This window comes from Rhizobium laguerreae (assembly GCF_002008165.1).
Classification (GTDB): domain Bacteria; phylum Pseudomonadota; class Alphaproteobacteria; order Rhizobiales; family Rhizobiaceae; genus Rhizobium; species Rhizobium laguerreae.
In genome coordinates this window covers 119,338-146,035 of record NZ_MRDM01000008.1, presented here as the reverse complement: position 1 = coordinate 146,035, position 26,698 = coordinate 119,338, and the positions used below count along the sequence as shown (strand labels likewise).

The 26,698-nt window shown below is 62.1% G+C and carries 20 protein-coding genes; 12 read left to right on the top strand and 8 right to left on the bottom strand.

Annotated elements, in window-relative coordinates:
* Positions 1 to 86 precede the first annotated feature (86 nt).
* The 5 genes from BS630_RS05450 to ubiA all read left to right on the top strand — a co-directional run bounded on the left by BS630_RS05450 (position 87) and on the right by ubiA (position 6,498).
* A complete protein-coding gene (locus BS630_RS05450) occupies positions 87 to 2,396 on the top strand; it encodes a Tex family protein (RefSeq protein ID WP_077976575.1) in 2,310 nt (769 codons plus the stop codon).
* Between the two features lie 133 nt (positions 2,397 to 2,529).
* Complete coding sequence (locus tag BS630_RS05445; RefSeq protein ID WP_077976574.1) at positions 2,530 to 3,789, top strand: cyclopropane fatty acid synthase; 1,260 nt, start codon at positions 2,530 to 2,532, stop codon at positions 3,787 to 3,789.
* A gap of 67 nt (positions 3,790 to 3,856) precedes the next feature.
* The gene (locus BS630_RS05440; RefSeq protein ID WP_077976573.1) at positions 3,857 to 4,438 is read left to right on the top strand and encodes a histidine phosphatase family protein; all 582 of its coding nucleotides are present in this window, start codon (positions 3,857 to 3,859) and stop codon (positions 4,436 to 4,438) included.
* Between the two features lie 127 nt (positions 4,439 to 4,565).
* Positions 4,566 to 5,378 carry a MipA/OmpV family protein gene (locus BS630_RS05435; protein ID WP_017959210.1) on the top strand — a complete coding sequence of 271 codons (813 nt, stop codon included), beginning with the start codon at positions 4,566 to 4,568 and terminating at the stop codon, positions 5,376 to 5,378.
* A 160-nt stretch (positions 5,379 to 5,538) separates the two neighbouring features.
* Complete coding sequence (ubiA, locus tag BS630_RS05430; protein WP_077976696.1) at positions 5,539 to 6,498, top strand: 4-hydroxybenzoate octaprenyltransferase; 960 nt, start codon at positions 5,539 to 5,541, stop codon at positions 6,496 to 6,498.
* Between the two features lie 85 nt (positions 6,499 to 6,583).
* Here ubiA and BS630_RS05425 read toward each other — a convergent pair whose 3' ends face one another.
* Positions 6,584 to 7,150, bottom strand: a complete 567-nt coding sequence (locus tag BS630_RS05425; protein WP_027666623.1) for a DUF6101 family protein — start codon at positions 7,148 to 7,150, stop codon at positions 6,584 to 6,586.
* 301 nt (positions 7,151 to 7,451) lie between these two features.
* Between BS630_RS05425 and BS630_RS05420 the strand changes: the two genes are divergently transcribed.
* The gene (locus BS630_RS05420) at positions 7,452 to 10,781 is read left to right on the top strand and encodes a DUF1217 domain-containing protein (RefSeq protein WP_077976695.1); all 3,330 of its coding nucleotides are present in this window, start codon (positions 7,452 to 7,454) and stop codon (positions 10,779 to 10,781) included.
* 20 nt (positions 10,782 to 10,801) lie between these two features.
* Here the strand turns inward: BS630_RS05420 and BS630_RS05415 are convergent, their stop codons facing one another.
* The 3 genes from BS630_RS05415 to BS630_RS05405 are packed head-to-tail and all read right to left on the bottom strand — an operon-like array spanning position 10,802 to position 13,913.
* Entirely contained in the window at positions 10,802 to 12,238 is a 1,437-nt protein-coding gene (locus tag BS630_RS05415) for an FAD-binding oxidoreductase (RefSeq protein WP_077976572.1), read from the bottom strand.
* A 33-nt stretch (positions 12,239 to 12,271) separates the two neighbouring features.
* On the bottom strand, positions 12,272 to 13,246 hold the full coding sequence (locus BS630_RS05410; RefSeq protein WP_077976571.1) for an L-threonylcarbamoyladenylate synthase: 975 nt from the start codon (positions 13,244 to 13,246) through the stop codon (positions 12,272 to 12,274).
* Positions 13,247 to 13,304: 58 nt separating this feature from the next.
* Complete coding sequence (locus BS630_RS05405; protein WP_077976570.1) at positions 13,305 to 13,913, bottom strand: DUF6656 family protein; 609 nt, start codon at positions 13,911 to 13,913, stop codon at positions 13,305 to 13,307.
* A 413-nt stretch (positions 13,914 to 14,326) separates the two neighbouring features.
* Between BS630_RS05405 and BS630_RS05395 the strand changes: the two genes are divergently transcribed.
* Positions 14,327 to 15,571, top strand: coding sequence for an aromatic ring-hydroxylating oxygenase subunit alpha (locus BS630_RS05395; RefSeq protein ID WP_077976694.1), 1,245 nt, complete (start codon positions 14,327 to 14,329; stop codon positions 15,569 to 15,571).
* A gap of 219 nt (positions 15,572 to 15,790) precedes the next feature.
* Positions 15,791 to 16,258: a BA14K family protein gene (locus BS630_RS05390; RefSeq protein WP_025393412.1), complete on the top strand. Its 468-nt coding sequence runs from the start codon at positions 15,791 to 15,793 to the stop codon at positions 16,256 to 16,258.
* A 200-nt stretch (positions 16,259 to 16,458) separates the two neighbouring features.
* Here BS630_RS05390 and BS630_RS05385 read toward each other — a convergent pair whose 3' ends face one another.
* The gene (locus BS630_RS05385) at positions 16,459 to 17,454 is read right to left on the bottom strand and encodes a transporter (protein WP_077976569.1); all 996 of its coding nucleotides are present in this window, start codon (positions 17,452 to 17,454) and stop codon (positions 16,459 to 16,461) included.
* A 313-nt stretch (positions 17,455 to 17,767) separates the two neighbouring features.
* On the opposite strand from BS630_RS05385, the gene BS630_RS05380 reads away from it, so the two are divergent.
* The gene (locus tag BS630_RS05380) at positions 17,768 to 19,546 is read left to right on the top strand and encodes an acyl-CoA dehydrogenase family protein (RefSeq protein WP_077976568.1); all 1,779 of its coding nucleotides are present in this window, start codon (positions 17,768 to 17,770) and stop codon (positions 19,544 to 19,546) included.
* Positions 19,547 to 19,555: 9 nt separating this feature from the next.
* Positions 19,556 to 20,311, top strand: coding sequence for a crotonase/enoyl-CoA hydratase family protein (locus BS630_RS05375; protein WP_077976567.1), 756 nt, complete (start codon positions 19,556 to 19,558; stop codon positions 20,309 to 20,311).
* A gap of 62 nt (positions 20,312 to 20,373) precedes the next feature.
* On the opposite strand, the gene BS630_RS05370 is transcribed toward BS630_RS05375, so the two are convergent.
* Genes BS630_RS05370 through BS630_RS05360 form a run of 3 tightly spaced genes read right to left on the bottom strand, consistent with a single transcriptional unit; the run spans position 20,374 to position 23,419 of the window.
* Entirely contained in the window at positions 20,374 to 21,384 is a 1,011-nt protein-coding gene (locus BS630_RS05370; protein WP_077976566.1) for an MBL fold metallo-hydrolase, read from the bottom strand.
* 2 nt (positions 21,385 to 21,386) lie between these two features.
* A complete protein-coding gene (locus BS630_RS05365) occupies positions 21,387 to 22,637 on the bottom strand; it encodes a class I SAM-dependent RNA methyltransferase (protein WP_077976565.1) in 1,251 nt (416 codons plus the stop codon).
* Positions 22,634 to 23,419 carry a TlyA family RNA methyltransferase gene (locus BS630_RS05360; protein WP_183594446.1) on the bottom strand — a complete coding sequence of 262 codons (786 nt, stop codon included), beginning with the start codon at positions 23,417 to 23,419 and terminating at the stop codon, positions 22,634 to 22,636. The genes BS630_RS05365 and BS630_RS05360 overlap by 4 nt, the downstream gene beginning before the upstream one ends.
* An 89-nt stretch (positions 23,420 to 23,508) precedes the next feature.
* Between BS630_RS05360 and BS630_RS05355 the strand changes: the two genes are divergently transcribed.
* Together BS630_RS05355 and BS630_RS05350 are read left to right on the top strand one after the other, a co-directional pair.
* The gene (locus BS630_RS05355) at positions 23,509 to 24,504 is read left to right on the top strand and encodes a DUF4424 domain-containing protein (RefSeq protein WP_077976564.1); all 996 of its coding nucleotides are present in this window, start codon (positions 23,509 to 23,511) and stop codon (positions 24,502 to 24,504) included.
* A gap of 219 nt (positions 24,505 to 24,723) precedes the next feature.
* Positions 24,724 to 26,661, top strand: coding sequence for a methyl-accepting chemotaxis protein (locus BS630_RS05350; RefSeq protein ID WP_077976563.1), 1,938 nt, complete (start codon positions 24,724 to 24,726; stop codon positions 26,659 to 26,661).
* The last annotated feature ends 37 nt before the right edge of the window (positions 26,662 to 26,698 follow it).

Sequence of the window (26,698 nt, the reverse complement as noted above, 5' to 3'; positions counted from 1 at the left end):
GATCGGCGCTCGGCCGTAAACTCCAACATTGCCTTGCCGCTTTTCGCCGCTATGGTCCCGCCACCTCTGACGAAACAGGAAATCTCATGGCCGCAGACCTCCGTTTTCTCGCAGCCCGCATCTCCGCCGAAATCAACGCCCGGCCCGAACAGGCCAAAGCCGCCATCGAGCTGCTCGACGAAGGCGCAACCGTGCCCTTCATCGCCCGCTACCGCAAGGAAGTGACGGGCGGGCTTGACGATACGCAGCTGCGCAATCTCGCCGAGCGGCTGGTCTATCTGCGCGAACTCGAAGCCCGGCGCGACGCGATCGTCGAATCGATCACCGGCCAGGGCAAGATGACCGACGAGCTGATGGTGAAGGTCGCAGGTGCCGAAACCAAGGCCGAGCTCGAAGATCTCTATCTGCCCTACAAGCCGAAGCGCCGCACGCGGGCCGAAATCGCCCGCGAACGCGGCCTCGGCCCGCTCGCCGAGACGATCCTTGCCGACCGAGCCAGGGAACCGGCGGTATTGGCCGAAGGCTTCGTCACAGCTGATGTACCCGATGTGAAGACGGCGCTCGAAGGCGCGCGCGACATCATCGCCGAAGGCATTGCCGAAAATGCCGACCTTCTCGGCAAGCTGCGCGCCCATATGCGCCAGGCTGCGCTGCTGAAGGCGAAAGTCGTCGACGGCAAGCAGGCGACGGGCGAGAAGTTTTCCGACTATTTCGACCATTCCGAACGCTGGGCGACCGCCCCCGGCCACCGCGCGCTCGCCATGCTGCGCGGCTGGAACGAGGAGGTGCTGACGCTGACGATCGAGGCCGACGCCGAGACGACTTCTCCGAACAAGCCGGTCGAACGCATGATCGTGGCGGCCTACGAGATCGGTACGAGCCGTCCCGGCGACCGCTGGCTGATGGAGGTCGCAAGCTGGACCTGGCGCGTCAAGCTTTCCATGTCGCTCTCGCTCGACCTGATGCGGGAACTGCGCGAAAGGGCCGAAGAGGAGGCGATCCATGTCTTCGCCCGCAATCTCAAGGACCTGCTTTTGGCAGCGCCCGCCGGCTCGCGCGCGACGATGGGCCTCGATCCCGGCATCCGCACCGGCGTCAAGGTCGCCGTCGTCGACGGCACCGGCAAGGTGGTGGCGACATCGACCGTCTATCCCTTCCAGCCGAGGAACGACGTGCGTGGCGCCCAGGTCGAACTCGCATCGCTGATCCGCAAGCATAATGTCGAGCTGATCTCGATCGGCAACGGCACCGGCAGCCGCGAAACCGAAAAGCTGGTGGCCGACATGCTGGCCGAGTTGCCGGCGCCGAAGCCGACCAAGGTCATCGTCTCGGAAGCCGGCGCCTCGGTCTATTCCGCCTCGGCGACGGCAGCGGCTGAGTTTCCCGATCTCGACGTGTCGCTGCGCGGCGCCGTCTCCATCGCGCGGCGCCTGCAGGACCCGCTGGCCGAACTGGTCAAGATCGAGCCGAAGTCGATCGGCGTCGGCCAGTATCAGCATGACGTCGACCAGCAGAAGCTGTCGCGTTCGCTCGATGCCGTGGTGGAAGATGCGGTGAATGCCGTCGGTGTCGACCTCAACACGGCGTCAGCGCCGCTGCTCTCGCGCGTCTCCGGCCTCGGCCCGTCGATCGCCGATGCCATCGTCCGCCATCGCGACAGCGAGGGCCGTTTCGAGACGCGAAAGGATCTGCTGAAGGTCGCACGCCTCGGCGGCCGCACCTTCGAGCAATGCGCCGGCTTCCTGCGCATCCCCAACGGCAAGGAGCCGCTCGACTCCTCCTCGGTCCACCCGGAGGCCTATGGCGTCGCCAAGAAGATCGTTGCCGCCTGCGGCCGTGATCTGCGCGCGCTGATGGGCGATAGCGCCGTGTTGAAATCGGTCGATCCGCGCCAGTTTATCGACGAGAAATTCGGTCTGCCGACGGTCAGGGACATTATCGCAGAGCTGGAAAAGCCCGGCCGCGACCCGCGTCCGAGCTTCAAGACCGCGACCTTTGCCGAGGGAGTCAACGAAATTTCCGACCTGAAGCCCGGCATGGTGCTGGAAGGCACGGTGACCAACGTCGCCGCCTTCGGCGCCTTCGTCGATATCGGCGTGCACCAGGATGGTCTGGTGCACGTGTCCCAGCTTGCCGATCGTTTCGTCAAGGACCCTCACGAGGTCGTCAAGGCCGGCGATGTCGTCAAGGTGCGTGTTGTTGAAGTCGATGCCAAGCGCAAGCGCATCGCTCTCTCGATGAAACGTGATGACGGCTCTTCAGCGCCGCCGCCGCGTGGTGATTCTCGCGGAAGTCAGGGTTCCCGGCCGCAGAACGAGCGCCGGCCGGCGGCGCAGAAAGCCGAAAGCCAGGGTGCATTCGGTGCAGCACTTGCCGAAGCCATGAAGCGAAAATAAGGGTTTAGCCGGAATTTCGGCAAAAATGCAACAGTTTGGCAGCGTTCTGAGCGGAGTGCTAAATCCGGCGCTTGTAAGGCGAAAGAGAGCGATTAAGTTGATGTGACCATCCTGTCACATTTGCGAGGCGTCCATGGCGTCGGCATTCTTATCGATCGTCCAGCAAATCGTCCGCAAGGGTTCGTTGAAACTTACCCTTGCCAATGGCGAAACCCACATTATCGGCGACGGCACCGGTGAAACCGTTGTCGCCCGCCTTGCCGATCAGGAGGCCGAGGACGCCATCCGGCGCGACCCGACCATGAAGCTCGGCGAAATGTACATGCAAGGCCGGTTCATTCTCGAACAGGGCAACATCTATGATTTCCTGTCGCTGGTGAAGCAGAACACCACCAACGAGATCTTCGATTTCAAGATGGCGGCACTGCTCCTCGGCCGCATTGCCTGGCAGCAGCTGAAGAGCCGCGTGCCGGTCAATCGCAACAAGCACAATGTCGCCCATCATTACGACCTGTCGGCCAAGCTCTTCGATCTTTTCCTCGACGAGGACTGGCAATATTCCTGCGCCTATTTCGAGCCGCCGGGCATTGGTCTCGACGAGGCGCAGCTCGCCAAGAAGCGCCATATCGCCGCCAAGCTTCTGCTCGAGCCGAACCAGCGCATCCTGGAGATCGGCTCCGGCTGGGGCGGCATGGGCATGTACCTGACGGAGGCGACGGAAGGTGCCGAGTTCACCGGCATCACGCTGAGCGAGGAACAGCTCAAGGTCTCGCGTAAGCGCGCCGAAAAGCGCGGCCTTGCCAATCGGGTGCGTTTCGAACTGCAGGACTACCGCACCATGACGGGCAGGAAGTTCGACCGCATCGTTTCGGTCGGCATGTTCGAACATGTCGGCATCGGCCATTACGGCAATTTCTTTCGTAAGGTATCGGATCTCCTCGACGACAACGGCGTCATGGTGCTGCATTCGATCGGCCGCCCCAAGCCGAGCTTCGGCACCAATGCCTTCGTCGAGAAATACATTTTCCCGGGCGGCTACATCCCTTCCGTCGGCGAGGTCGTGCCGCCGCTTGAAAAGGCCGGGCTGCTGGTCAAGGATATCGAAATCCTGCCGCTGCATTATGCCTATACGCTGCGTCATTGGCGCGAGCGTTTCGTGGCGCGCAAGGCCGAAGCGGTGGCACTTTACGACGAGCAGTTCTTCCGCATGTGGGAATTCTATCTGGCGGGTTCCGAAATGGGCTTCCGCTGGGACGAGCTTTTCATCCTGCAGATCCAGATCGCCAAGAACCAGTTCGCCGTTCCCGACAATCGCAGTTACATTGCGCGGAATGAAGCGAAGTTGAAGGAATTCGAGGCGAGGCGCGCCCCGCTCGAAAAGGTGACATTCTGATCCCCCGGAAATGACGCTTCCGCTGGCGATTTTGCCGAGGAGCCAATTCTCATGAAAGGTTGTGCCGATGAGCAGTGCGTTTCCCGAGATCTACCTGGTCCGCCACGGTGAAACCGAATGGAGCCTGTCGGGGCGGCATACCGGACGCAGCGATATTCCCTTGACGGCGAACGGCGAGGCCGCCGCCCGCAAACTCGCCGACCGGCTGGCGGGCCTTAGCTTCTCCGCCGTCTGGTCGAGCCCGTCCGAGCGGGCCCGCAAGACCTGCGCGCTCGCCGGGTTCGGATCGGGCGCGGTGATCAAGGACGATCTCGCCGAATGGGACTACGGCTCTTATGAAGGCATCACCACCAAGGCGATCCTTGCCAACCGCCCCGGCTGGCAGCTCTTTCGCGACGGCTGCCCGAAGGGCGAATTCGCCGCCGATGTCGGCGATCGCGCCGACGCCGTGATTAGCGGACTTCGTCAAACGGCCGGCACCATCCTGGTCTTTTCGAGCTCGCATTTCCTGCGCGTCCTCGCCGCCCGCTGGCTCGGCCTGCCGCCGGAAGACGGCTCCCGTTTCGTACTCGATACGGCCAGCATCAGCGTGCTCGGCTACGAGCACGATCTGACCGAGCCGGTCATCCGCCGCTGGAACCAGCGGTAAAAACCAGACGCAGTCGTCTGCCTGCTCAATCTCGCCGCCGTGGTTAACATTGGGGTAACGACATCGGGATAGATGTAGCGAGCGCCGCCCTCCGCGGCTTTGTTTTTGCGTTTTCTGGAGTGTGGACGTGTCTCATCGATCAGTCGTATCGATCTCTTTGGCTATTGCCCTTTTATCTGCTGGCTCGGCGGCCGCCCAGGAAAGCGGCCAGCACTTCTGGTCCGGCGACTGGTATTTGAGCGTCGGCGTCGCTGGCTTCTCCGCCCCGAAATTCGAGGGCTCGTCGCACAATGAATTCAAGTTCAGCCCGTTGATCTCGGTCGGTCGCCAAGGCGCCGGCCCGCGTTTTTCCTCGCGCAACGACAATCCGTCCTTCGCCCTCATCGACAAGGGCGCTTTCCGCGCCGGCATCGTCGGCAGGTTCGTGCCGTCGCGCGATGACGGCGACGGCAGCGAGCTGAAGGGCTTGAAGAAGGTCAAATGGGGGGCGGAAGCCGGCGGTTTCGTCGAGGTCTACCCGACAGATTTCCTTCGTGCCCGCGCCGAAGTCCGCCAGGGCATCCGCTCGCATGACGGCATCGTCGCCGATCTCGCGGTCGATGCCTTCACCGATATCGCCCCCGACCTCCAGCTATCAGGCGGCCCGCGTGCGACCTTCGCCACCAGCGGCTATTACGACGCCTATTATGGCGTCAACGCCAAGCAGGCGGCGGCAAGCGGCCTTGATCCCTATAAGCCGTCGTCTGGCATCCAATCCTATGGCGCAGGCGCGGCGCTGACCTGGAAGGCGACGGAAAACCTCTCGGCAAGTTCCTTCCTCGAATATAAGCGGCTGGCAGGCCCTGCCGCCGACAGCAGCCTCGTGCGTGACCGCGGCTCGAAGAACCAGGTCCTGATCGGCGTCTCGGCGACCTACAAGTTCAATTTCTCACTGCAGTGATTGACGCGGCTGCGCATCCCATCTCAGATGCGCAGCGCTGTAATGCTTTGAATTGCCCTATAATTTCACCGTTGGATCAGAATCGATCCAACGGTGATGCAAATGGCAGTGCAATGATCGCTTCTTGACCGCATCGACGGCCCGCCGCTAGATGAGCGGCATGCACGATACCGGCGACTTCAACGATCGCGTCTCCGACGCACCTTCCGATAACTGGGTCTACCGGATCCTGCCGCCATGGCTTTGGCCTTATGCACAGCTCGCACGCTGGGACCGCCCCATCGGCTGGCAGCTCTTGATGTGGCCGTGCTTCTGGTCGGCGACACTTGCGGCCAATGCGGCGATCGGCGAGGGGATCTATTCCGGCAGCTTGCTGGTGTCTCATTTGTTCCTTTATTTCATCGGCGCGGTCGCCATGCGCGGCGCCGGCTGCACCTATAATGATCTCGTCGACCACGAGATTGACATGGAAGTGGCGCGCACGCGGTCGCGTCCGCTGCCCTCCGGCCGCGTCACGCGTGCCCACGCGAAAATCTTCATCGGCCTGCAGGCGCTGGTCGGCCTCATCGTGCTGTTGCAGTTCAACTGGCTCAACGTCTTCCTCGGCGTGCTCTCGCTCGGGATCGTGGCGTTCTATCCCTATGCCAAACGTTTCACCGACTGGCCGCAATTCTACCTCGGACTTGCCTTCTCCTGGGGCGCGCTGATGGGCTGGGCCGGGATTATGGGCGGGCTCTCCTTCGCCGCTATCCTGCTCTACGCCGCCTCCGTCGCCTGGACGATCGGTTATGACACGATCTATGCGCATCAGGACAAGGAGGATGACGAGCTGATCGGCGTCCGCTCCACCGCGCGCCTGTTCGGCGACAGGACACGGTTATGGCTGATCGGCCTTTATGGGCTGACGCTGCTGCTGATGTTTATCGCTTTCGCTCTCGCCGGCGCCAATCTCATCGCTTTCCTGGCCTTGCTCGGCGCCGCCGGCATGTTCGCTTGGCAGATCGTCCGGCTCGATATCAACGATCCCGACCAGTGCCTGGCGCTCTTCAAATCGAACAACCGCGTCGGCCTGATCATCTTCTTCGGCCTCTTCGTCTCGCTGCTGTTTGCCATTCCCTGATTGGGACGGTGGATGAAACGATAAACCCGGCGCGGGCGCCGGGTTTCAAAATGGCATTGCCACATTGGGACTTTCGCGATCTCGCTTAAGTCCGGGCGATAATTTCCTTGCCCTCAATCTTCATGGCGACGCCCAGCCGGCCGGTGGTGCGGCGCACGAGGAAGCGCGGGCGGCGGTTGGCGAAGTAGGAATGACGGCGGCGCGGCTTGAGGTCGCTGGTGCGCAAGGCGCCGATGTGATCCTCGAGCGGCCGGGCGACGCCGTCGGCCTCGACCATCAGCATCGGAATGCGGAAGGCTTCGGACCAGCTTCGCCAGTCGGCGGCGATGTCGCTGAGATCATGGGCGACGAGCAGCGGAATGCAGAGCTCCGGATCGGTGTGATGGAGTTCGAGAGTGACAGTGACATCGCCGTCGCCATGGTCGATGGCGCGGGCGGCGACGCCCTTGAAAACGCGCTTCGGCAGCGCAATCGAGAGCGGCAGGCCGCTGGAGGGGAGGACCTTGCGCAGGACCGCACCGCGTTCGTCTATGGTGATATTGACGTCATCCGAACAATCGTGGATGGCGTAGCTGACCTGCTGGGGAAAGCGGGACGGATCGAGGCGTAACGTCGTGCCAGCCCAGGCGGGCTTCATAACGGGATTGTTCATTTCATTCTACCCTTGTCTTACCTGAGAGCCGATTTCCGGTCTTCTCCTTGGGACTTTTCGTCCTCTATGGCCGACAATAGGCAGCCGCCGTTCCGTACAGCTTAAAAATTGCGGTTAAGAAAACTTTGCCTCCTCTGATGGTTATCAAAACCGAATCCGGCAGGGTTTCCGGAAGGTGAACGGTGTGGTGTCCTGGAATGATGCATCCGCAGGTAAGCCTCAGGTAAGCTTTCTATGGCAAAATATGCTCACCAGCATTTCGTCCGTTCTTTTAGAGATTTTGCCGAAAAGGGCGCTTTCCATGATCACGGCTTCCCTCGCTTACACGATCCTGTCGCGGGACATGACGTCGAGCCTCAACAAGGTCGCGTCGCAGACGACGGTCAAGAAGGATGCCCAGTATTACGCCGACCATATCAACAAGGTCACCAATGTCGACGACTTCCTCGGCGACTACAAGCTCTACAGCTATGCGATGAAGGCCTATGGCCTCGAGGACATGACCTACGCCAAGGCCTTCATGAAGAAGGTGCTGGAAAGCGATCTCACCGATCCCGACAGCTACGCCAACAAGCTCTCCGATACGCGCTACCGCGAATTCGCCGCCGCCTTCAATTTCAACGCGCCGGAGAAGGACGTGCAGACGGATGCGCAGGAGGACGAGCTCATCGGCCTCTACAAGCAATCCTTCGCCGATGCCGAAAAGGCCGCGAACGCCGAGAGCACCTATTACAGCAACAATATCGATAGCGTGCAGAGCGTCGACGATCTGGTCAACAACACCCGGTTGCGCACCTATGTGCTGAAGACCTACAAGATCGATCCCACCTATGCGTCGAAGGACTTTCTGCGGCAGGTGCTGACCAGCGATCTCAGCGACCCCACGAGCGTCGTCAATACGCAGGGCGGCGACAAGTATAAGGCGCTTGCCGCCCAGTTCAGCTTCAACGCCGACGGCACCGTCACCGGCACGGCCCAGACCGCCGCGCAGAAGGCTTCGGTCATCGAGTCCTACACGCTGAATTCTCAATCGGTCATCATCGACAATTCGGTCGGCTCCGACGTCTACTATGTCGGCAAGACGGCGGCCGAATACAACAAGGCCTATTACACCGGCAAGATCGGCACGATCACCAATGTCGATGACCTGGTCGCCGACAACCGGCTGACCTCGTATATCAAGACAGCCTACAGCATGGGCGCCGACTTTACCGCTGCAGCGCTGCGCGCGGTGCTGACCGATCCCGGTTATGCCCAGCTGATGGGCTTTACCAATGTCTACAATGCTTTCAATTTCAAGGCGGACGGTTCGACGTCGAGCACGGCGCGCGCCCAGTCTATCGCCCAGGCGAACAACCTGCAGTCGGCTGCGTCGAACACCGGCAGTTATTATACCTTGACCTCGCAATCGAGCAGCATCACCAATGTCGATGATCTGCTCGCCGATGACGTGCTGGCGCGCTATGTCAAGGATGCCTATGGTCTCGGTACGAATTTTAGCAATGCCGACCTCAAGAGCATTCTGACGGATCCGGCCTATGCCGCGGCTCAGGGCCATGCCGACATCAATGCCGACTTCAATTTCCAGGCGGACGGTTCGATTAACGGTTCGATAATTCAGACGGAAGCGCAACGAAAGTCGACTACCGACAAGTCGGCTGCGAACGCCGCGCATTTCAACGGCATGATCGGCAATGTCACCAATGTCGATGACATCATGTCCGATGCCGTTGCCGTCAGCTACATCAGAAACAGCATGCAAATCGCAGACAGCGTCTCCGATGCGACGTTGAGGACCTTCCTGATCGATCCCGCGGCCGCCAGCGCCCAGGGCTATGGCGACGTCCACGATCTTTTCAATTTCAAGACGGACGGTTCTGTCGCCACCCTTTACGCCTCGCAAAGTGCCTCGCAGAGCGCGAGCACCACCAGCAAGGCCAATGATGCGGCCGTCTACTATCAGGCGACCATCGCCGGCATCTCGGACGTCGATCAGTTGTTGGCCGACCAGAAACTGAACAATTTCGTCCGCAACGCCTTCGGCATCCCGTCGACGGTCAGTGATCTCGATCTCAGGAATATCCTGACCGACCAGAGCGGCACCGGCACTTATGCCGACGTTGCTGCTGCCTTCAATTTCAAGGCGGACGGCACGCTTGAAGATGGTATGCAGGCGCAGACGGCCGCCCAGATCAGCAATACGAAAATTAGTGCGACAGCGCGGACCAACGACTATTCCGCACGGATGGGGCCGATCGCCAATGTCGATGATCTCATCGCCGATGACGCCATCACCAATTTCCTGAAGAGCACTTACAATCTGCCTTTCGATATCTCGGACGCCGACCTGAAGAGCATCCTGACCGATGCGACGGCGGCTGCAGCAGCCGGCCACGCTGATCTCAATGCCGACTTCAACTTCGCCGCCGATGGATCGCTTCCAGTCGTCAGCTCGGTCCAGACGGCCGATCAGGCGCAGACCACCAATGACAACTATGCGGCGCGCTACGACGACGAGCGCGACGAGGCGATCGACGAGGTCGCATCCAACTACCAGAAGCTTATGGCCGACAGCAATAGCCTGCTCGATTTCTCCGAGGTCAACAGCGTCAATGATTTCCTGCGCAGCAATTCGGCGGCCGATTTCACCAAGAGCAATGACAATCTCCCGGATCTCTTCCATGTGGCGCTGCAGGCTTTCGGCCTGACCGACCAGGACGTATCGCGTTCGATGATGCGCAAGATCCTGACCAGCGATGCCTATGATCCGAACGGCTATGTCGCTTCGCTCAAGGATGAACGCATCACCAACCTTGCGCGCGCCTTCAACTTCGGTCCCGACGGCAAGGCAGCATCCCCCTTCCAGGCGCTGCCCGACGCGACAATGGCCAAATACGCCACCGACTATAGATCGCATATCACCATGCTGATGAAGGACGGTCCGGTGAAGGACAAGGCGGCGAAGGATGCGACGGCCGAAGTCGATTATTTCGCCAAGGGCATGGCAAAGGTAAAGTCGCTCGACGATTTCCTCGACGACAGCCGGCTGACCGACCTGGTGCTGAAGGCGAATAACCTTGACCCCGAGGACTACGACAAGGCAACGCTGAAGAAGATCTTCACCTCCGATCCCGACGACAAGAAGAGCTATCTCAACGCCACCGCCGACGCGCGATTCAAGGACATCGTCGCCGCCTTCAATTTCGACAAGGACGGCAACCTGACCCGTGCCAAGATCGGTACCATCCAGAACAAGGCGGCCGAGGAACACACCCAGGAGCTCTACGTTCAGCAAACGATGGAAAACCAGGAGGGCGAAAGCAACGACGGCGTCCGCCTGGCGCTCTATTTCAGCCGCAAGGCCTCGAGCATCACCTCGATCTATGGGATCCTCGGCGACAGGGCGCTTTATCAGGTCATCACCACAGCCTACAGCCTGCCGTCGCAGATCTCCGGCATGGATGTCGCCAAGCAGGCCGATCTCATCAACCGCTTCGTCAAGCTCGAGGACCTCCAGGACCCGAAGAAGGTCGATAAGCTGCTGCGGCGGTTCACCGCGATGTACGACGTCCAGAACGCCACCCAGCAGTCGCCGGCGCTGATGATCCTGACCAACGGCGGTACGCAGTAGGCGCCTGATGGCGTGCAGCCTCACGCATCGAGGCTGACAACCTTTCCCGGGTTCATGATATCGGCAGGGTCGAAGGCGCGCTTGATGCGGCGCATCAGCTCGATTTCAATCGCTGGCCGGATCGCCGCCAGTTCGTCGCGCTTCAGCTGACCGATGCCGTGCTCGGCCGAGATCGAGCCATCATGGGCAAGCACCAGTTCATGCACGATATGGTTCATCTCATGCCAGCGGGCAATGAAGGCGTCCTTGTCGGCGCCGAGCGGTTGAGAAATATTGTAATGAATATTGCCGTCGCCCATATGGCCGAAGGCGCAGATGCGGGCGCCAGGCATCGCCGCCATCACCGCTTCTTCCGCCTCGGCCATGAAATGCGGGATCTTCGACACGGGCACGGAAACATCGTGCTTGATCGATCCGCCTTCCGGCTTCTGCGCATCCGACATGCTTTCGCGCATGTGCCAGAGCGCCTTCTGCTGCGCCACGGATGAGGCGATTGCGGCATCGAGCACCAACCCGGCCTCAAAACCCTGTTCCAGCACGCCGCTCATCATCCGTTCCGCCGTCTCGGCCGAATCCGATGTCGAAATGTCGATCAGCACGTACCAGGGGTAGGCCGTTTCCAGTGGATCGCGCACGCCGTCGATATGGCGGGTGGTGATCTCGACGCCGAAACGCGGCATCAACTCGAAACCGGTGAGCGAGGCGCCGCAGAGGCTGGAGGCCAGGTTGAAGAGGGCAAGGGCATCCGTCACCGAATTCAGACCGGCGAAGGCCACCTGATGGCCGAGCGGCTGGGGAAAGAGTTTCAGCACCGCGCCGGTGATGATGCCGAGCGTCCCCTCGGCGCCGATGAAAAGGTCGCGGAGGTCGTAGCCGGTATTGTCCTTCTTCAGGCGGCGCAAGCCGTCCCAGATCTCCCCGGTCGGCAGCACCACTTCAAGGCCGAGGCAGAGCTGACGTATATTGCCATAGGCAAGCACGGCCGTGCCGCCGGCGTTGGTGGAAAGATTGCCGCCGATGCGGCAGGAGCCCTCGGCGCCAAGGGACAGCGGAAACAGCCGCCCATGCGCCTCGGCCGCCTTCTGCACCTCGGCAAGGATGGCACCGCCGTCGGCCACCAGCACGTTCGCCACCGGATCGACATCGCGGATCCTGTTCATGCGTTCGAGCGACAGGATGATATCGGACTTGCCCTGACGCGGTGTCTGGCCGCCGACGAGGCCGGTATTGCCGGTCTGCGGCACGATTGCCGTTCCGGTCTCCGTCGCAAGCCGCATGATATCAGAGACTTCTTCGACCGAACCGGGCTTTAAGAGGAGAGGGGAGGAGCCGTGATAGAGCCCACGGTTTTCGATCAGATGCGGTGCAAGATCGGCCTCGCTACGCAGCGCGTATTTTTCGCCGACGATGGCCGCGAAGCGATCGAGGAGTTCGGTGGAAATGCTGGAATTGCTCATCGGGCTCGGTCCTCCATCGTGATGCGCGGTCCTTCAGTCGCGGGGCGCGGCTGCCCGCTGCAGCCGGTCGTTGATCGCTTCGCCCAGCCCGTCCTCGGGAATCGGCGAAAAGGCAATGCTCTGAGCGCCGCTGGCATCGGCCCGCTTCATATAGTCGAAAAGATTGGCCGCCGCCTCGGCAAGGTCGCCGCGCGGGCTGAGATCAAGGACGATCTTTGCACTGTCCGCGCCGGAGACCACAGCGCTGCCGAAGGCGATCAGCGCTTCGCCGGGTTCGACTGCCGTCGCGTTGAGGCGCACGGAAGCACCCGGCGCGTAATGGGAGGCAAGCATGCCCGGCGCTTCGATGGTCGCCGATGCCGTCTTCGCTCGCAGCAGCGGCTGGCCCGCAACACGCTCGATCTCGCGCGCCGCCAGTCCACCCGGCCGAAGCAGCCTAAGTTGGCCGCCCTCTGCCTTGACGATCGTCGATTCGACGCCGACAGCACTCGGGCCCGCATCGAGGATCATAGGTATTTTCGCCCCGAGATCGGCTTCGACATGGGCGGCGCTCGTGGCGCTGATCCCGCCTGAGGTATTGGCGCTGGGGGCTGCGAGCGGCCGTCCGAAGGCGCCGATCAAAGCGCCTGCAAACCCCTTCGGCACGCGGATGCCGACGCTGTCGAGCCCGGCAGTCGCCAGCGAATGGATCGGGCTTTCCCGCTTCAGCGGCAGCACGAGGGTCAGCGGGCCGGGCCAGAAGGCTGCAGCGAGCGCCCGCGAGACCGGGTCGAACTCGGCATGTTCTTCGGCCATGGAGAGGTCGGCCATGTGGCAGATCAGCGGGTTGAAGCGCGGCCGTCCCTTTGTCTCGTAGATGCGGGCGATGGCTAAAGGATTGGTGGCGTCGGCGGCAAGGCCGTAGACGGTCTCCGTCGGGATGGCGATGGCAAAGCCGTCGGCAAGAGCGGCTGAGGCCGCCTCCAGCGCTGCCTGCCTGTCTGCCGTGATATCGATCGTGCGTGCCATGTCCTGCCCGTGTTCGTCCCGGCAGTCATTAGGCTTTCCGCCGCCCGCGATCAATCGCTTAAAGCTGCCGGATGATTTCGCGCAGCTGTTCGTTGCGGGCGCCGAGCAGCAGGATGTTGCGGATCGCCGCCTGCGGATCGTGGGTGCGGAAAAGCAGGCCGTTGCCGCGCACCGACCGGTCGATGGTCATCTTTTCCGCGGACTCTTCGCCTGGCTTTATGGCGACGGCGAAATACATGCGGGAATAACCGACGTCGATGCGCTCGAAGAAATTGTCGTTGTCGCCGATGTCGGAGTAGAAATTGGTGATATAGAAAGCCCAGCTCACCTCCTCGTAGCGGGCGAACTTCGTCCGTGCGGCGGTGACGTGGCAATAGCCGAGATGCGGGCTATCCTGCAGCGTCCGGTGGAAGATCATCTTCGGAAACTGGATCGAATGGTGGAAACCGTTGATGTTCTGATGCGTTTTTTCGCCGGCCACCTGCAGCTTGCGGCCGGTCTTTGCGGCGACCTCGTCATGGGTGAAATACCGCTTTTCCTCTGCCAGCCAATGCCGCCGCTCGCGGGGAATGCGGCCGGTGCGCAAGAATTCGGAATGAGCGGCAATCAGCTGCGGCTCTTGCGATCTGCTCGCATCTTTCGCGTCGAAATAACGGAGTTTGGCCATGGTTCGCGTTCTTCGGTCGGTCGGTGATCACCAGGAGGATAGGACCGTATGCTTAAGGCGATGTTAAAAAATAGTCTCGCAGCCGGCCGGCGGAAGGGCAAATTCCGGCAGATGTCGCAAACGAGACGGCGGTCGATCTCGGCAGCAGACCTCTTTGCGGAGCGGGTCTTTACGCCATGTCGCAATTGACGATAATTGCCCGGAGAGTCGGGCGATGTCATCGACTGGGATCGGCAGCTTGCGGCTTGCCGCATCCTGTCGTCAATTTCGAAGCCGATGTCGCATTACAACCAAGCGGCAGGCAAGCTCGGTGATTAAATGCATGAACAACTCTCCCGAAGGAGAAGGAAGCGGGCGCGCTTTCGCCGGCCTTCTTGCCGGAAGGCGGCAGCCGGGTGCACGAGGACATGAAGATGGATATTCGCAGCAACGTTTTGCGTCAGCTCAAGAGCCGCCGTGAGGGCTTCAGCCTCGAGCAGCCGTTCTATATCGACGAGGATTATTTCCAGCTCGACATGGAGATGATCTATTATCGCGACTGGCTGTTCATCGGCCATGATTGCGAACTGCCGAAGCCGGGGGCCTATTTCACAGTTCAGATCGGCAGCTATCCCGTCGTCATCGTCCGCGGCCGCGACAATGTCATCCGCGCCTTCCACAATAGCTGTCGTCATCGCGGCTCGCGCGTCTGCACCAAGGAGCATGGCTCCTCCGTGCGTCTCGTCTGCCCCTACCATCAGTGGACCTATGATCTCGAAGGCAAGCTCGCCTTCGCCCGCCACATGGGCGATGATTTCGACAAGACCGGGTTCAATCTGAAGCCCGTCCATTGCGAAATCGTCGCAGGCTATGTGTTCATTTGCCTTGCCAACACTGCCCCCGATTTCCAGCCGGTGCGCGACAAGATCGAACCCTATGTCGCGCCGCACCGGATCAGCGAGAGCAAGGTCGCCTTCCAGAGCACGATCATCGAGAAGGGCAACTGGAAGCTTGTCTGGGAAAACAACCGCGAGTGCTATCACTGCGCCGCCAATCACCCCGAGCTCTGCCGCACCTATCCCGAAGCCCCGAGTGTCACTGGCACGGATGGCGGTGCCGACGATCCGGAGATCGCCGGCCATTGGGCGCGTTGCGAGGCCGCTGGCCTGCCGAGCAAGTTCCAGATTTCGCCGGACGGTCAGTTCCGCACCGCCCGCATGCCGCTGATCGAAGATGCCGAGAGCTACACCATGTCGGGCAAGAGTGCCGTCAAGCGCCCGCTCTCCGACGATATCTCGATCAGCCACATCGGCACCATGCTGCTCTTCCATTACCCGACGACGTGGAACCATCTGCTCGGCGACCACGCCATCTCCTTCCGGGTGCTGCCGCTCAGCGCCAATGAGACGGCGGTGACGACCAAGTGGCTCGTCCACAAGGACGCCGTCGAAGGCGTGGATTATAATCTCGAGGAACTGACCCACGTCTGGACCGAAACCAACGATCAGGATCGCCGCATCGTCGAGGAAAACGCCTTCGGCATTCACTCGCCCGCCTATGAGCCGGGCCCCTATTCTTCCCTGCATGAAGGCGGCGTCATGCAGTTCCTCGAATGGTATTCGAACTTCATGGTGAACCGTCTGCAGGGTGACCAGGCGAAAATTTCCGCCGTGGCCTAATGCATGTAGCCCGGAACTGTTACGGTTCCGGGATAACGGCATGCATGAACAAAGGACTGAAGTGCGTTCCGGGCGACATCATCGGCCTCCCGGTTAATGCCCGGTTCAGATCGATTTCTGTACACATACGAAAGCAGCTGGCCCCGGCCGCTTTCGGAACCATTCCGGCACGAAAGCGTTGCTGAGCAGGCGGTTATCGCTGTTGAATGGGAGAGAAGAATGTTCGGTTTGAGTAACAAGATCGCGACCGCAATTCTGGCGGCCGCCGTCGTGCTGACGGGCTTTGCGCCGTCGCAGGCAATCCAGATGCCCACCGCCCCGCAGGTGGAAAAATCCTCCGCCGTCGAGAACGTGCAGTACCGCCGCTATTATCGCCCCGGTTACCGGCCTGGCTATCGTCCCGGCGCCTACTACCGGCCCGGCTATTACGGTGGCTATCGCGGATATTCCTATTACCGCCCGGGATACCGCCGCTATAACGGCTACTGGTATCCGCTCGCCGCCTTCGGCGCCGGCGCGGTCATCGGCGGCGCGATTGCCGCACAGCCGCGTTACGTCGCACCTGCGCCCCGCATGGGTTCGAGCCACGTCGCCTGGTGCGCCAACCGCTACCGGTCCTACCGCGCCTACGACAACACGTTCCAACCCTATAACGGCCCGCGCCAGCAGTGCTATTCGCCGTATTGAGGCTAGGACGGACAACGTCCCCACACCGGCCCCTCACCCTAACCCTCTCCCCGGAAAAACGGGGAGAGGGGACGTGCCATGCGAGAGTTTCGCGGGGGACGGAGAGGTGGCGGCACATCCCCTTCTCCCCGCAGGCGGGGAGAAGGTGGCGGCAGCCGGATGAGGGGCTGCGCGCCCTCAGAATGCCGAAAACTTCACCCTCAAAGAATATCCACTCTCCTCAGCAACCACCAGGCAAGGGCAACGGAGGCGAGGATGAGGACGACGGCGTATTCCGTGCCGTAGTCGCCGACGGCGAAGGGCAGGTTTGCCGTGTTCATGCCGAAGAAGCCCGTCACCAGGGTCGGCGGCAGCAGGAAGGCCGTCATGATCGACAGCAGATAGAGGTGACGGTTGGTTTCGGAGGATTGTTTCGAATCGATTTCTTCGTGCAGCAGACGTGCCCGGTCCTGCAGCGCATAGATATCGTGGTCGACCGTTTCCAGCCGGCCCGTCAGCCGCCGCGCTACATCGTCGAAGCCGAAGGGCATCTCGTCCTCGTCGGCCGCCGCCGCCCGGCGCATCAGCGCCAGCACCGTGCGCAGGTGCCGATGCAGCCTGACCACGGTTCGCCGCACCGGCGCTAGGCGCCGGCGTTCATCGCGCTGCGCGCTGTCGTAGACGATATCCTCGATCTGGTTCAGCTCTTCGGTGAGTTCGATGACGATCGCGATCAGCGTCCGCTGGAATTCGGTCACCAGCAGTTCGAAGAGATCGACCGGCCGCGAGAATTTGCCCGGATTCTTCTCGATCAGGGCGCGTGCCCGTTCGACGCTGCGCAGCGGCTGCAGCCTTGTTGTGATGAGGAAGCGGTCAGACATGGCGAAATGCAGCCAGCCGAGATTGTTGGTATCTTCGGCGAAATCGCGCTGACAGTCGACAAGCGTGCCATAAAGCATCTGCTCATCGACGGTGATGGCCGCATGCGTATCCCGCGTCGTCAGCGCCGACTTCGCGTCCTCCGTCAGCCCCTCCAGCGTCTCGAGCAAGGCCGGCACGCGGGCGTCGACAAGGTTGAGGTGCAACCAGTAGAAACAGTTATCGGCGGTCAGTTCCGCCACCGTCGCACCATTGTTCAGCCGCACCGCGGTCTTTTCATCCGGCGAGAAGCGATAGGCCCAGACAAAACCGGGTATGTTGACGGGCAATGTGTCCATTGTTCGCCGATCCTTTGCGAAGGCGAGGTCTTCCCTTAAAGTACGTCGCGCAAAAGTGTGCAGCGGTTTTGCTATAACGACATGCGTAAAAACAAAGATCTAAAGCGCGACGAGCGAATCTGAAAGATCGCGACGCGCTTTAGAGTTTGTTCATGACGTCCATTTGGCCGACGGTGCAAGCGCAAAGCGGCATATCAGGCAAATTATCGCATCGCCGCCGAGGAAATCGAAATTGACGTTTACGTAAAAATCAATTAGCCCTTGCCTCGGAGGGGCTTTGCCGTGCGCGAGGCCGGTCTGCGGAGGAAAAACCATGTACAAGGCGCCCGTCGAGGAAATTGCATTCACGCTGAAGCATGTCGCCGGCATGGGCGAGGCAATTTCAAAGGGGCTTCTCGGCGATCTCGGCGAGGATCTCGTCGACGCCATCCTCGCCGAGGCGGGGCGTTTTGCCGCAGAGGAAGTGGCCCCGCTTGCCGAAATCGGCGATCGCCAGGGCGCTCGTCTGGAGGGTGGCGAGGTCCGGCTGCCGGATGGCTGGCGCGATCTCTACCGCCATTGGATTGCCGGCGGCTGGAACGGACTGACGGCGCCCGAGACTTTCGGTGGCCAGGCCTTGCCGCATATGCTGAATGTCGCAGCACTTGAAATGTGGAATTCCGGTTCCATGGCCTTCGCGCTCGCTCCGACGCTGACGATGGGCGCCATCGAGGCGGTCAGCACCCATGGCAGTGCTGCGCTGAAAGACAAATATCTGAAAAAGATGGTCTCCGGCGAATGGACCGGCACCATGAACCTGACTGAGCCGCATGCCGGCTCCGATCTCGGCGTGCTGAAAGCCCGCGCCGAGCGCCGCGACGACGGCAGCTACCGCCTCTTCGGCCAGAAGATCTTCATCACCTGGGGCGAACATGACGCGGCCGACAACATCATTCATCTGGTGCTGGCCCGTCTGCCGGATGCGCCGGCCGGCACACGCGGCATCTCGCTCTTCCTGGTGCCGAAATTTCTGGTGAACGACGATGGCTCGCTTGGCGCCCGCAACGATCTGTTCTGTCACTCGCTGGAGCACAAGCTCGGCATCCATGGTTCGCCGACCTGCACGATGATCTACGGCGACGGCAAATTCGGCGATGAAAAGGGCGCTGTGGGCTGGCTGCTCGGCGAGGAGAACAAGGGACTGGCCTGCATGTTCACGATGATGAACAATGCCCGCCTTGCCGTCGGCATGCAGGGCGTGGCGATCGCGGAGGCCGCCACCCAGAAGGCGCTCGCCTATGCCAGGGAACGCACCCAGGGCAGGGCGCCGGGCTCAAGCGGCGCCGGCATGAGCCCGATCGTCGAGCACCCCGATGTCGCCCGTATGCTCCTCACCATGAAGGCGCTGACGCAAGGCGCGCGCGCCATCTCCTATGCCTGCGCCCACGCGATCGACATGTCGCACCGGGCAGCTGACACCAGCCGTCACTGGCAGGAACGCGCCGCCCTGCTGACGCCGGTCGCCAAATCCTTTTCAACCGATGCCGGCGTCGACGTCGCCTCGCTCGGCATTCAGGTGCATGGCGGCATGGGCTTCATCGAGGAGACGGGTGCCACGCGTTATCTCCGCGATGCCCGCATCGCCCCGATCTACGAGGGCACCAATGGCATCCAGGCGATCGACCTCGTCACCCGCAAGCTGCCGCTCTCCGGCGGCGATCAGGTGAAGGGCTTCATCGCCGAGCTTAAGCAGATCGCCGACGACGTCCGCCGCTCCAATCTTAATGGTTTCGGCGAGACCGCTGTGAGGCTCGACGCGGCGATCGCCGACCTCGAGCAGGCGACCGCCTGGCTGATAAAGACGCTTGCCGATGACCAGGCCGCCGAGGCGCTCTCGGGTGCTACGCCCTATCAGCGCCTGTTCGGGCTGGTGCTCACCGGCTGTTATCTTGCCAAGGGCGGTCTCGCCGAGAGTGCCGATGGTGCGGCCGAAAACCGCATCGCGCTCTGCCGCTTCGCCGCCGAAAACCTGCTTGCCGAGACCGCAGCCCTTCGCGACCGGGTCGTCAATGGGGCGGCAAGCCTTGCAGCCGCCCGTATCCTGCTTGCCTGAGGAGACCTTATGACCGATCACATCATCGTCGAGCAGCCTTCCGCCCATCCCGGCGTCCAGTTGATCCGCTTCAATCGGCCGGAGAAGAAGAACGCCATCAACCGCGCCATGTACCGGACAATGGCCGATGCGCTGAATGCGGCCAACACGAATCCTGGCATCCGCGCAACCGCCTTCCTCGGCACCGAAGGCTGCTTCTCGGCCGGCAACGACCTCAACGATTTTCTCGCTGCCGCAATGGGCGGCCGCGGCTTGGAGCAGGAGATCCTTGATTTCCTCTATGCGCTGGTGAACGCCGAAAAACCCGTCGTCTCGGGCGTCGACGGCCTGGCGATCGGCATCGGCACGACGATCCATCTCCATTGCGACCTGACCATCGCATCCAGCCGCAGCCAGTTCCGCACCCCCTTCGTCGATCTGGCGCTGGTGCCGGAGGCCGGTTCCAGCCTCGTCGCGCCGCGCCTGATGGGGCATCAGCGCGCCTTCGCCCTGCTGGCGGCCGGCGAAGCATTCTCCGCCGAGGAAGCGAAGGAAGCCGGCCTGGTCTGGAAGGTCGTTGAGCCAGGCGAGGTCGATGCCATGACGCTTGGCCTCGCTGCAAAGCTCGCGGCCAAGCCGCCGGAGGCGCTGCGCATCGCCCGCGATCTCACTCGCGGCGATCGTGGCGAGATCATCGCCCGCATCGACGAGGAGGCCCGCTATTTCTCCGCGCGGCTGAAAAGCGCCGAGGCCCGGGCGGCCTTCGAAGCCTTCATGCGCCGCTGAGCATCGCTTCGCGGCGATCTCGGTCAGCAGGCCGACCAACACCCGGAGCAAACGGATAGCGATTAGGCGGCCGGCACATCGAATACCTCGCCGGCCCTGAGCGGCCGGAACCGTTCCGGGGGGATATCATGCTCGCTCATTGCGTCTCGCAAGGCTCTTGCCGGCGCGTCGACCGCTTCATTCGTCAGTTGGAACGTGGCGAAGTGATGCCCGGCCACATAGGCCGCATTTGCCAACTTCATCCCGTTCACCGCCTCTTGCGGATTCTGGTGCTGCCCTTTCATGAACCATCGCGGCTCATATGCGCCGAAGGGTAAAATGGCCAAGCGAAAGCCGCCATGCTTCTGCTGTGCCGCTTTGTAATTGATGCCGTGGTGAAAGCCGGTATCTCCGACGTGATAAATTTTTCCGGCTGGAGTCGACAAAACGAACGACGCCCAGAGTGCCATCCGGCGATCGGCGGTTCCGCGGGCGGACCAATGGTGTGCAGGCTCCGCATCAATGCTTATTCCGGCGTGCGAAATGCGCTCGCCCCAGTCCATCGATGTCGTCTCTATATCAGGCACGGCACGGCGTATGATCGTGTCATTGCCGAGTGGCGTCACGACACGCGGCCGATGCTTCGCACCCAACCGCCTGAGCGTTGCGATATCGAGATGATCATAATGATTGTGCGATACCAGCACGAGATCGATTGGCGGCAAATCATCGAACGCGATGCCGGGTGGGACGACGCGCTTGGGTCCGGCAAAAGCCAAGGGACTCGCGCGCTCCGACCACACCGGGTCGGTGAGGATATTCAGTCCGGCGACCTGCACGAGCATTGTTGCATGGCCGACCATGGTCACCCTTAGGTCCGCGCCGTCGACGTATGGATCCGGCTTGGCCGCCGCGTACGGACTTGGGACCGACCTCGGCCAAGGCTCACGGCCACCGCCGAATTGCCACCGCATCAGATCACGGAAACCAAGGGGCTCAATACCTTCGGGATTGAAGAAATGCGTGCCGTCGAAATGATCGGACACGGGGCCGTTATAGTATGGGTTGCGTCTTTTGGTCTTTTCGACAGACACGCCTATTTCTCCAGCGTCGCCACCACCTCGACATGCGAGGTCCAGAGGAACTGGTCGATCGGCGTCACGCCGGTAATGCGGTAGCCGCCCTCGACGAGGATCGCGAGATCCCGCGCCAGCGTCAGCGGATTGCAGCTGACGGCCACGATCCTCTTCACGCCTGAGCGGGCGAGTTCCTGGCACTGGAACTCGGCTCCGGCGCGCGGCGGATCGAAGACGACGGCGTCAAAGGGCTTGAATTCCTGCGTCATCAAAGGACGGCGAAAGAGATCGCGCTTTTCGACGGTGATCGGTTTCAGCCCTTGCGTGTTGCGGGCCGCATGATCGAGTGCGGCGAGCGCCTTTGCCTCGGCTTCGACGGCGTGCACACGGCCGATCCGCGCCAGGCGCAGCGAAAACGTGCCGGAGCCGGCAAAGAGATCGGCGATCCGCTTCGACTTGCCGACATGAGCAAGCACCAGTTCGGCCATCGCCTCTTCCGCGGGCTTGGTTGCCTGGGTGAAGCCGCCCGGCGGCGGTGAAACCTGGACGCCGCCGAATTCGACCATCGGCTTCGACGGCTCGACGAGGATTTCCCCGTTCAGCGAAACACGGGCGATGCCGCGCAGGCTGAGCGCGGTCTCGATCGCCTTGCGCCGCTGCGGGTCGGAGAGCTTCTTCACGTCGTCGACTGAGATGTCGAGGCCGGAAAGCGTTTCGAGTACGGCGACGCGGAAGGGTTCGGCACTGGTCGCGAGCGATGCAGCCATCGCCCTGATCGCCGGCAGCCGGGCGATGATCCCTGCCGACGAGATCGGACATTCCTCGATGGCGACGATATGGTGGCTTTCGGCCTGGTTGAAGCCGATTAGCATGTCCTTCTCGGTCTTGCGCGCCGCAAACACCACGCGCCGCCGTTCGCCCGGCCGAGCCGGAACGATCTCCCCGACTTCTGATGTCAGCCCCTTCGATTTCAGCGCATCGATGACCAACTGTCGCTTGAAGGCGCGGTAGGGCGCATCTGCCATATGCTGCAGCGTGCATCCGCCGCAGGTGCCGTTGACGCCATCCGGGCCGAAATGCCGGCAGGGCGGCTCCTGCCGGTCGGGCGAGGGCGTCGTGATCGACATGATCGTGCCCTGGCTCTTGACCCGGGCAATCGCCACCGTTTCGCCGGGCAGGGAAAAGGGCACATAGACAGGTCCGCCGGCGCTGCTGGCGATACCGTCGCCCTGGGCGCCGAGCTTCTCGATCTTGACGGTTTCGGTGCTCACGGTTTCAATCCTGCCAGAAGAAATTCCTGATTGCCATCGCCGCCGGAAATCGGGGAGGGGATGAGGCCGAGGCTTTTCCAGCCCATACCCTCGATGAACCAGCGCTCCAGTTCCGCAGCAACGGTGGGAGCGGACGAGGGGTCCTTCAGCATCCCGCCCTTGCCGATCGCCTCGCGCCCGGCCTCGAACTGCGGCTTGACCAGCAGCACGGCGACAGCGCCGGGTTCGGCGATCTCAAGGGCCGGCGCGAGCGCCAGCTTCAGCGTGATGAAGGAGACGTCGGAAACGATGAAGGTGGCGGGATGGCCGATATCCTCTGCCGTCAGGTTGCGGGCGTTGAGGCCCTCCCTGTTGGTCACCCGCGGATCGCCTGATATGCGCGGATGCATCTGCCCATGGCCGACATCGATCGCGGTGACATGCGCGGCGCCGCGCTGCAGCAGCACCTCGGTAAAGCCGCCGGTGGAAGCGCCGACATCCAGACAGTGGTGGCCGGCGGGATCGAGCCGGAAATGGTCGAGTGCTGCGGCAAGCTTCAGCGCGGCGCGCGAGACATAGTCCTGCGCCGGATCGTCGATCTCGATTGCCGCGTCCGCGCTAAACAGCGCGCCGGCCTTCGTGACCACCTGGCCGCCGATCCTGACGGTGCCGCGCTGCACGGCGTCGCGGGCGCGTGAGCGGCTGGCAAACAGGCCGAGGGAGACGAGAAGTTGGTCGAGACGTTGGGTGTTTTGATCTGACATCGGCTGTGCATGACCGGCAAAGCCGCCGGTTGCAAGCATTTTGTTCCCAAGACCGTCATTGACCCTCGAAAGCTTTCGGCGATAATCCTGCCGCGGCGATCGCGGGGCGGGCCGCATGGGGGTGCTCTATGCTGAAGCTCTTCACTCTTCTTGTCGCCGCGGGGATCGCATCGCCTGCGCTCGCGAACGACACTCTGGCCGAAATCAAGACCGGCGGGCTGATCTTTGCCCAATCCGACGATGTCAGCATGGCAGAGGAGGATCTTTTCATCTCCGCTTCGGAAGTCCGTGTCGACTACGTCTTCGAAAACAGCTCCGACAAGGATGTCGAGAGCCTGGTCGCCTTCCCGATGCCCGACATATCAGGTCAGGTGGACAATAATTCCGCCATCTCCGATTATGACAGCGACAATTTCCTGCATTTTTCCACCCTGCAGGATGGCAGTCCGATCACCGCCAAGCTGCAGCAGCGCGTCGTCTCGCTCGGCATCGACGTCACCGACGAGTTCGCCAAGCAGGGCATTCCCGTTCTGCCCTATAGCCAGAAGACCACCGAGGCGCTGGCCAAACTTCCCGAAACCGTCCGCAAGGACTGGATCGCCCGCGGCCTTGTTTATCCCATGGGCGCCGGCGATGCCGAGATTGATCTCGTGCCGCTCTGGACGCTGCGCTCGACCTATTGGTGGCGCACCACCTTTCCGGCAAAAAAGAAGGTCAGCGTCGAGCATCGCTACAAGCCGGCCGTCGGCGGCACCGTCGCCATCAGCTTCCTCGAGGGTGGCGAGCCGAAGGGTGAGCGCTTCGAGGAATATTCCCGCAAATACTGCCTCGACGGCGACTTCGTCAGGGTCGCCCAGCAGCGTGCCCGGGAAGCCGAGACCGGCGGCGCCAACTATACCGAAAGCTGGATTTCCTATGTGCTGTCGACCGGCGCCAACTGGGCGGGGCCAATCAAGCGCTTCCAGCTGACGATCGACAAGGGCAAGCCCGGCAGCCTCATCAGCTTTTGCGGCAGCAACGTTCAGAAGATCGGCCCGACGACCTTTCGGATGACATCAGAGGATTTCGATCCCTCAAAGGATTTAGACATCCTGATCCTCAATCCTCCGGAAACGGCACAATAATCCGCAGGTTTGGCCGCTGCTGCGCTGCACAAATTTAAACAAATTTAAAGCCTGCGCGGGTAGGGTCGGTGTGATTGCAGCGGTTCATTCGATCCGCTCGGCGCCATGACGGCGCACGCGTTTCCACGCCGATCATGTTCTCAGCTTCAAACATCCCGGCGGTTGCGTCTTGCGCGACCTGCCTCTCGCCGCGTCGACTGTCGTCAGGAGAAATCACCGATGTCCGCCAAAAACATATCCTTGAACGGTAAGCTTGCGGCCACGTTCGCAGCCCTCATTCTCATTTTCGTCGCCGTTTCCGCTTTCGTCTATTCCAAGGCGACGGCGTCCGCGTCCGCTTCCGCCGAACAGGAAAAATCCGAGCTGCTCGTCAACCAGATCGACGATGCGTTGCAGGCGATGCTCGAACAGGCCGTCAATCTGCGCGGCTTCATCCTCTTCCGCAGCGACAGCACCTATGGCGATGTCTTCGCCAACCGCGAGCGCATGCTGAAGGCTATTGCCGCCGCCAAGCAGACGGCGGCCGGCGAGCCGCAGCTGGTCGAGATGATCGACGGCATGCAGAAGGCCGCCGATCTCTACTTCCATGAACTTGCCGAGCCGCAGACCAAGGCGCGCAAGGAAACCGACATGCCGATCGCAGAGGTCGTCAAGATCGGCGTCAACGCCACCAAGGGCCAGCTCGACGGCTTCCGCCAAGCCTCCGCCAAGATCAAGGCCACCGCGCGTGAAAAGTCGAATGCGCTCGCCGCAATCCGCGCCGATGCCAACAGCCATCTGAAGACGACGCTCATTGCCGGCGGCATCGTCGCCTCGCTTGCCGCCGCCATGCTTGCCTGGCTGATGTCGCGCATCATCGTCCGCCCGGTCGTCGGCATGACCGCCGCCATGGACCGCCTTGCCGGCGGTCAGAACGATATCGAGGTTCCGGCTGTCGAGCGCGGCGACGAAATCGGCCGCATGGCCCAGTCGGTCCTGGTCTTCAAGCAGGCGGCGATCGAGAAGCTGCGCCTTGCCGGCGAGACCGACCGCATGCGCGATGACGCCGAGCGCCAGCGCCGGGCAGGCGACGAGCAGAAGGCGCGCGAGGAAGGCGAGATCCGCTATGCCATCGACGCTTTGGCGGGCGGCCTTGCCGAACTTGCCAATGGCGATATGGCCGGTCGTCTCCAGACGCCCTTCGCCTCGCAATATGACAGCCTGCGCAACGACTTCAACCACGCCGTCGAAAAGCTGCAGGCGGCACTGCAATCGGTCGGCCGCAACGCCTCGGCGATCAATGCCGGCGCCGGCGAAATCCGCTCCGCCGCCGACGATCTGGCCCACCGCACCGAGCAGCAGGCCGCCGCCGTCGAAGAGACCGCAGCTGCGCTCGAGGAAGTGACGACGACCGTCCGCGACAGCGCCAAGCGCGCCGAGGATGTCGGCAATCTCGTCGAGCGCGCCCGTCTCGGCGCCGAGAAATCTGGCGAAGTCGTCCGCAAGGCCGTCTCCGCCATGCAGCAGATCGAGAAGTCCTCGGGCGAAATCTCAAACATCATCGGCGTCATCGACGACATCGCCTTCCAGACCAACCTTTTGGCTCTGAACGCCGGCGTCGAAGCCGCCCGCGCCGGCGATGCCGGCAAGGGCTTTGCGGTCGTCGCCCAGGAAGTGCGCGAGCTTGCCCAGCGCTCGGCGAAGGCCGCCAAGGAGATCAAGGCGCTGATCACCACCTCGGGCGAACAAGTCGTCGCCGGCGTCGGCTTGGTCGGCGAAACCGGCAAGGCGCTGGAGGTCATCGTCTCCGAGGTGCAGGAGATCAACCACCACGTCAGCGCCATCGTCACCGCCACGCGCGAACAGTCGATCGGCCTGCAGGAGATCAACACCGCCGTCAACAACATGGACCAGGGCACACAGCAGAACGCCGCCATGGTCGAGGAGCAGACCGCGGCCAGCCATGCGCTCGCCCAGGAGGCAAATGCTCTCGAAGAATTGCTGCGCCAGTTCAAGCTCGGCCAGGTGGCCCCTGCGCCGCGCGCAAGCGTTGCCGGCACCAATGCCCGCCCGGTCGCCTCGCCGGCCCACGCTTTGACCCGCACCGTCGCCAAGGCCTTCGGTGGAAGACAGGCGAGTGCCGCGGCGACCGTTCAGGAAGAGTGGACGGAGTTCTGAGAGGCGCCGTTCAGGGCGGTGCAGAGATGCGCCGCCC

What these genes read in the sequence shown, in the direction of transcription:
- BS630_RS05410 (WP_077976571.1), bottom strand. Translation starts at nt 13,246, where the DNA reads ATGGCACGCACGATCGATATCACGGCAGACAGGCAGGCAGCGCTGGAG.
- BS630_RS05350 (WP_077976563.1), top strand. Translation starts at nt 24,724, where the DNA reads ATGTCCGCCAAAAACATATCCTTGAACGGTAAGCTTGCGGCCACGTTC.
- BS630_RS05450 (WP_077976575.1), top strand. Translation starts at nt 87, where the DNA reads ATGGCCGCAGACCTCCGTTTTCTCGCAGCCCGCATCTCCGCCGAAATC.
- BS630_RS05390 (WP_025393412.1), top strand. Translation starts at nt 15,791, where the DNA reads ATGTTCGGTTTGAGTAACAAGATCGCGACCGCAATTCTGGCGGCCGCC.
- BS630_RS05355 (WP_077976564.1), top strand. Translation starts at nt 23,509, where the DNA reads ATGCTGAAGCTCTTCACTCTTCTTGTCGCCGCGGGGATCGCATCGCCT.
- BS630_RS05425 (WP_027666623.1), bottom strand. Translation starts at nt 7,150, where the DNA reads ATGAACAATCCCGTTATGAAGCCCGCCTGGGCTGGCACGACGTTACGC.
- BS630_RS05440 (WP_077976573.1), top strand. Translation starts at nt 3,857, where the DNA reads ATGAGCAGTGCGTTTCCCGAGATCTACCTGGTCCGCCACGGTGAAACC.
- BS630_RS05415 (WP_077976572.1), bottom strand. Translation starts at nt 12,238, where the DNA reads ATGAGCAATTCCAGCATTTCCACCGAACTCCTCGATCGCTTCGCGGCC.
- BS630_RS05395 (WP_077976694.1), top strand. Translation starts at nt 14,327, where the DNA reads ATGGATATTCGCAGCAACGTTTTGCGTCAGCTCAAGAGCCGCCGTGAG.
- BS630_RS05380 (WP_077976568.1), top strand. Translation starts at nt 17,768, where the DNA reads ATGTACAAGGCGCCCGTCGAGGAAATTGCATTCACGCTGAAGCATGTC.
- BS630_RS05360 (WP_183594446.1), bottom strand. Translation starts at nt 23,419, where the DNA reads ATGCTTGCAACCGGCGGCTTTGCCGGTCATGCACAGCCGATGTCAGAT.
- BS630_RS05375 (WP_077976567.1), top strand. Translation starts at nt 19,556, where the DNA reads ATGACCGATCACATCATCGTCGAGCAGCCTTCCGCCCATCCCGGCGTC.
- ubiA (WP_077976696.1), top strand. Translation starts at nt 5,539, where the DNA reads ATGCACGATACCGGCGACTTCAACGATCGCGTCTCCGACGCACCTTCC.
- BS630_RS05385 (WP_077976569.1), bottom strand. Translation starts at nt 17,454, where the DNA reads ATGGACACATTGCCCGTCAACATACCCGGTTTTGTCTGGGCCTATCGC.
- BS630_RS05445 (WP_077976574.1), top strand. Translation starts at nt 2,530, where the DNA reads ATGGCGTCGGCATTCTTATCGATCGTCCAGCAAATCGTCCGCAAGGGT.
- BS630_RS05420 (WP_077976695.1), top strand. Translation starts at nt 7,452, where the DNA reads ATGATCACGGCTTCCCTCGCTTACACGATCCTGTCGCGGGACATGACG.
- BS630_RS05405 (WP_077976570.1), bottom strand. Translation starts at nt 13,913, where the DNA reads ATGGCCAAACTCCGTTATTTCGACGCGAAAGATGCGAGCAGATCGCAA.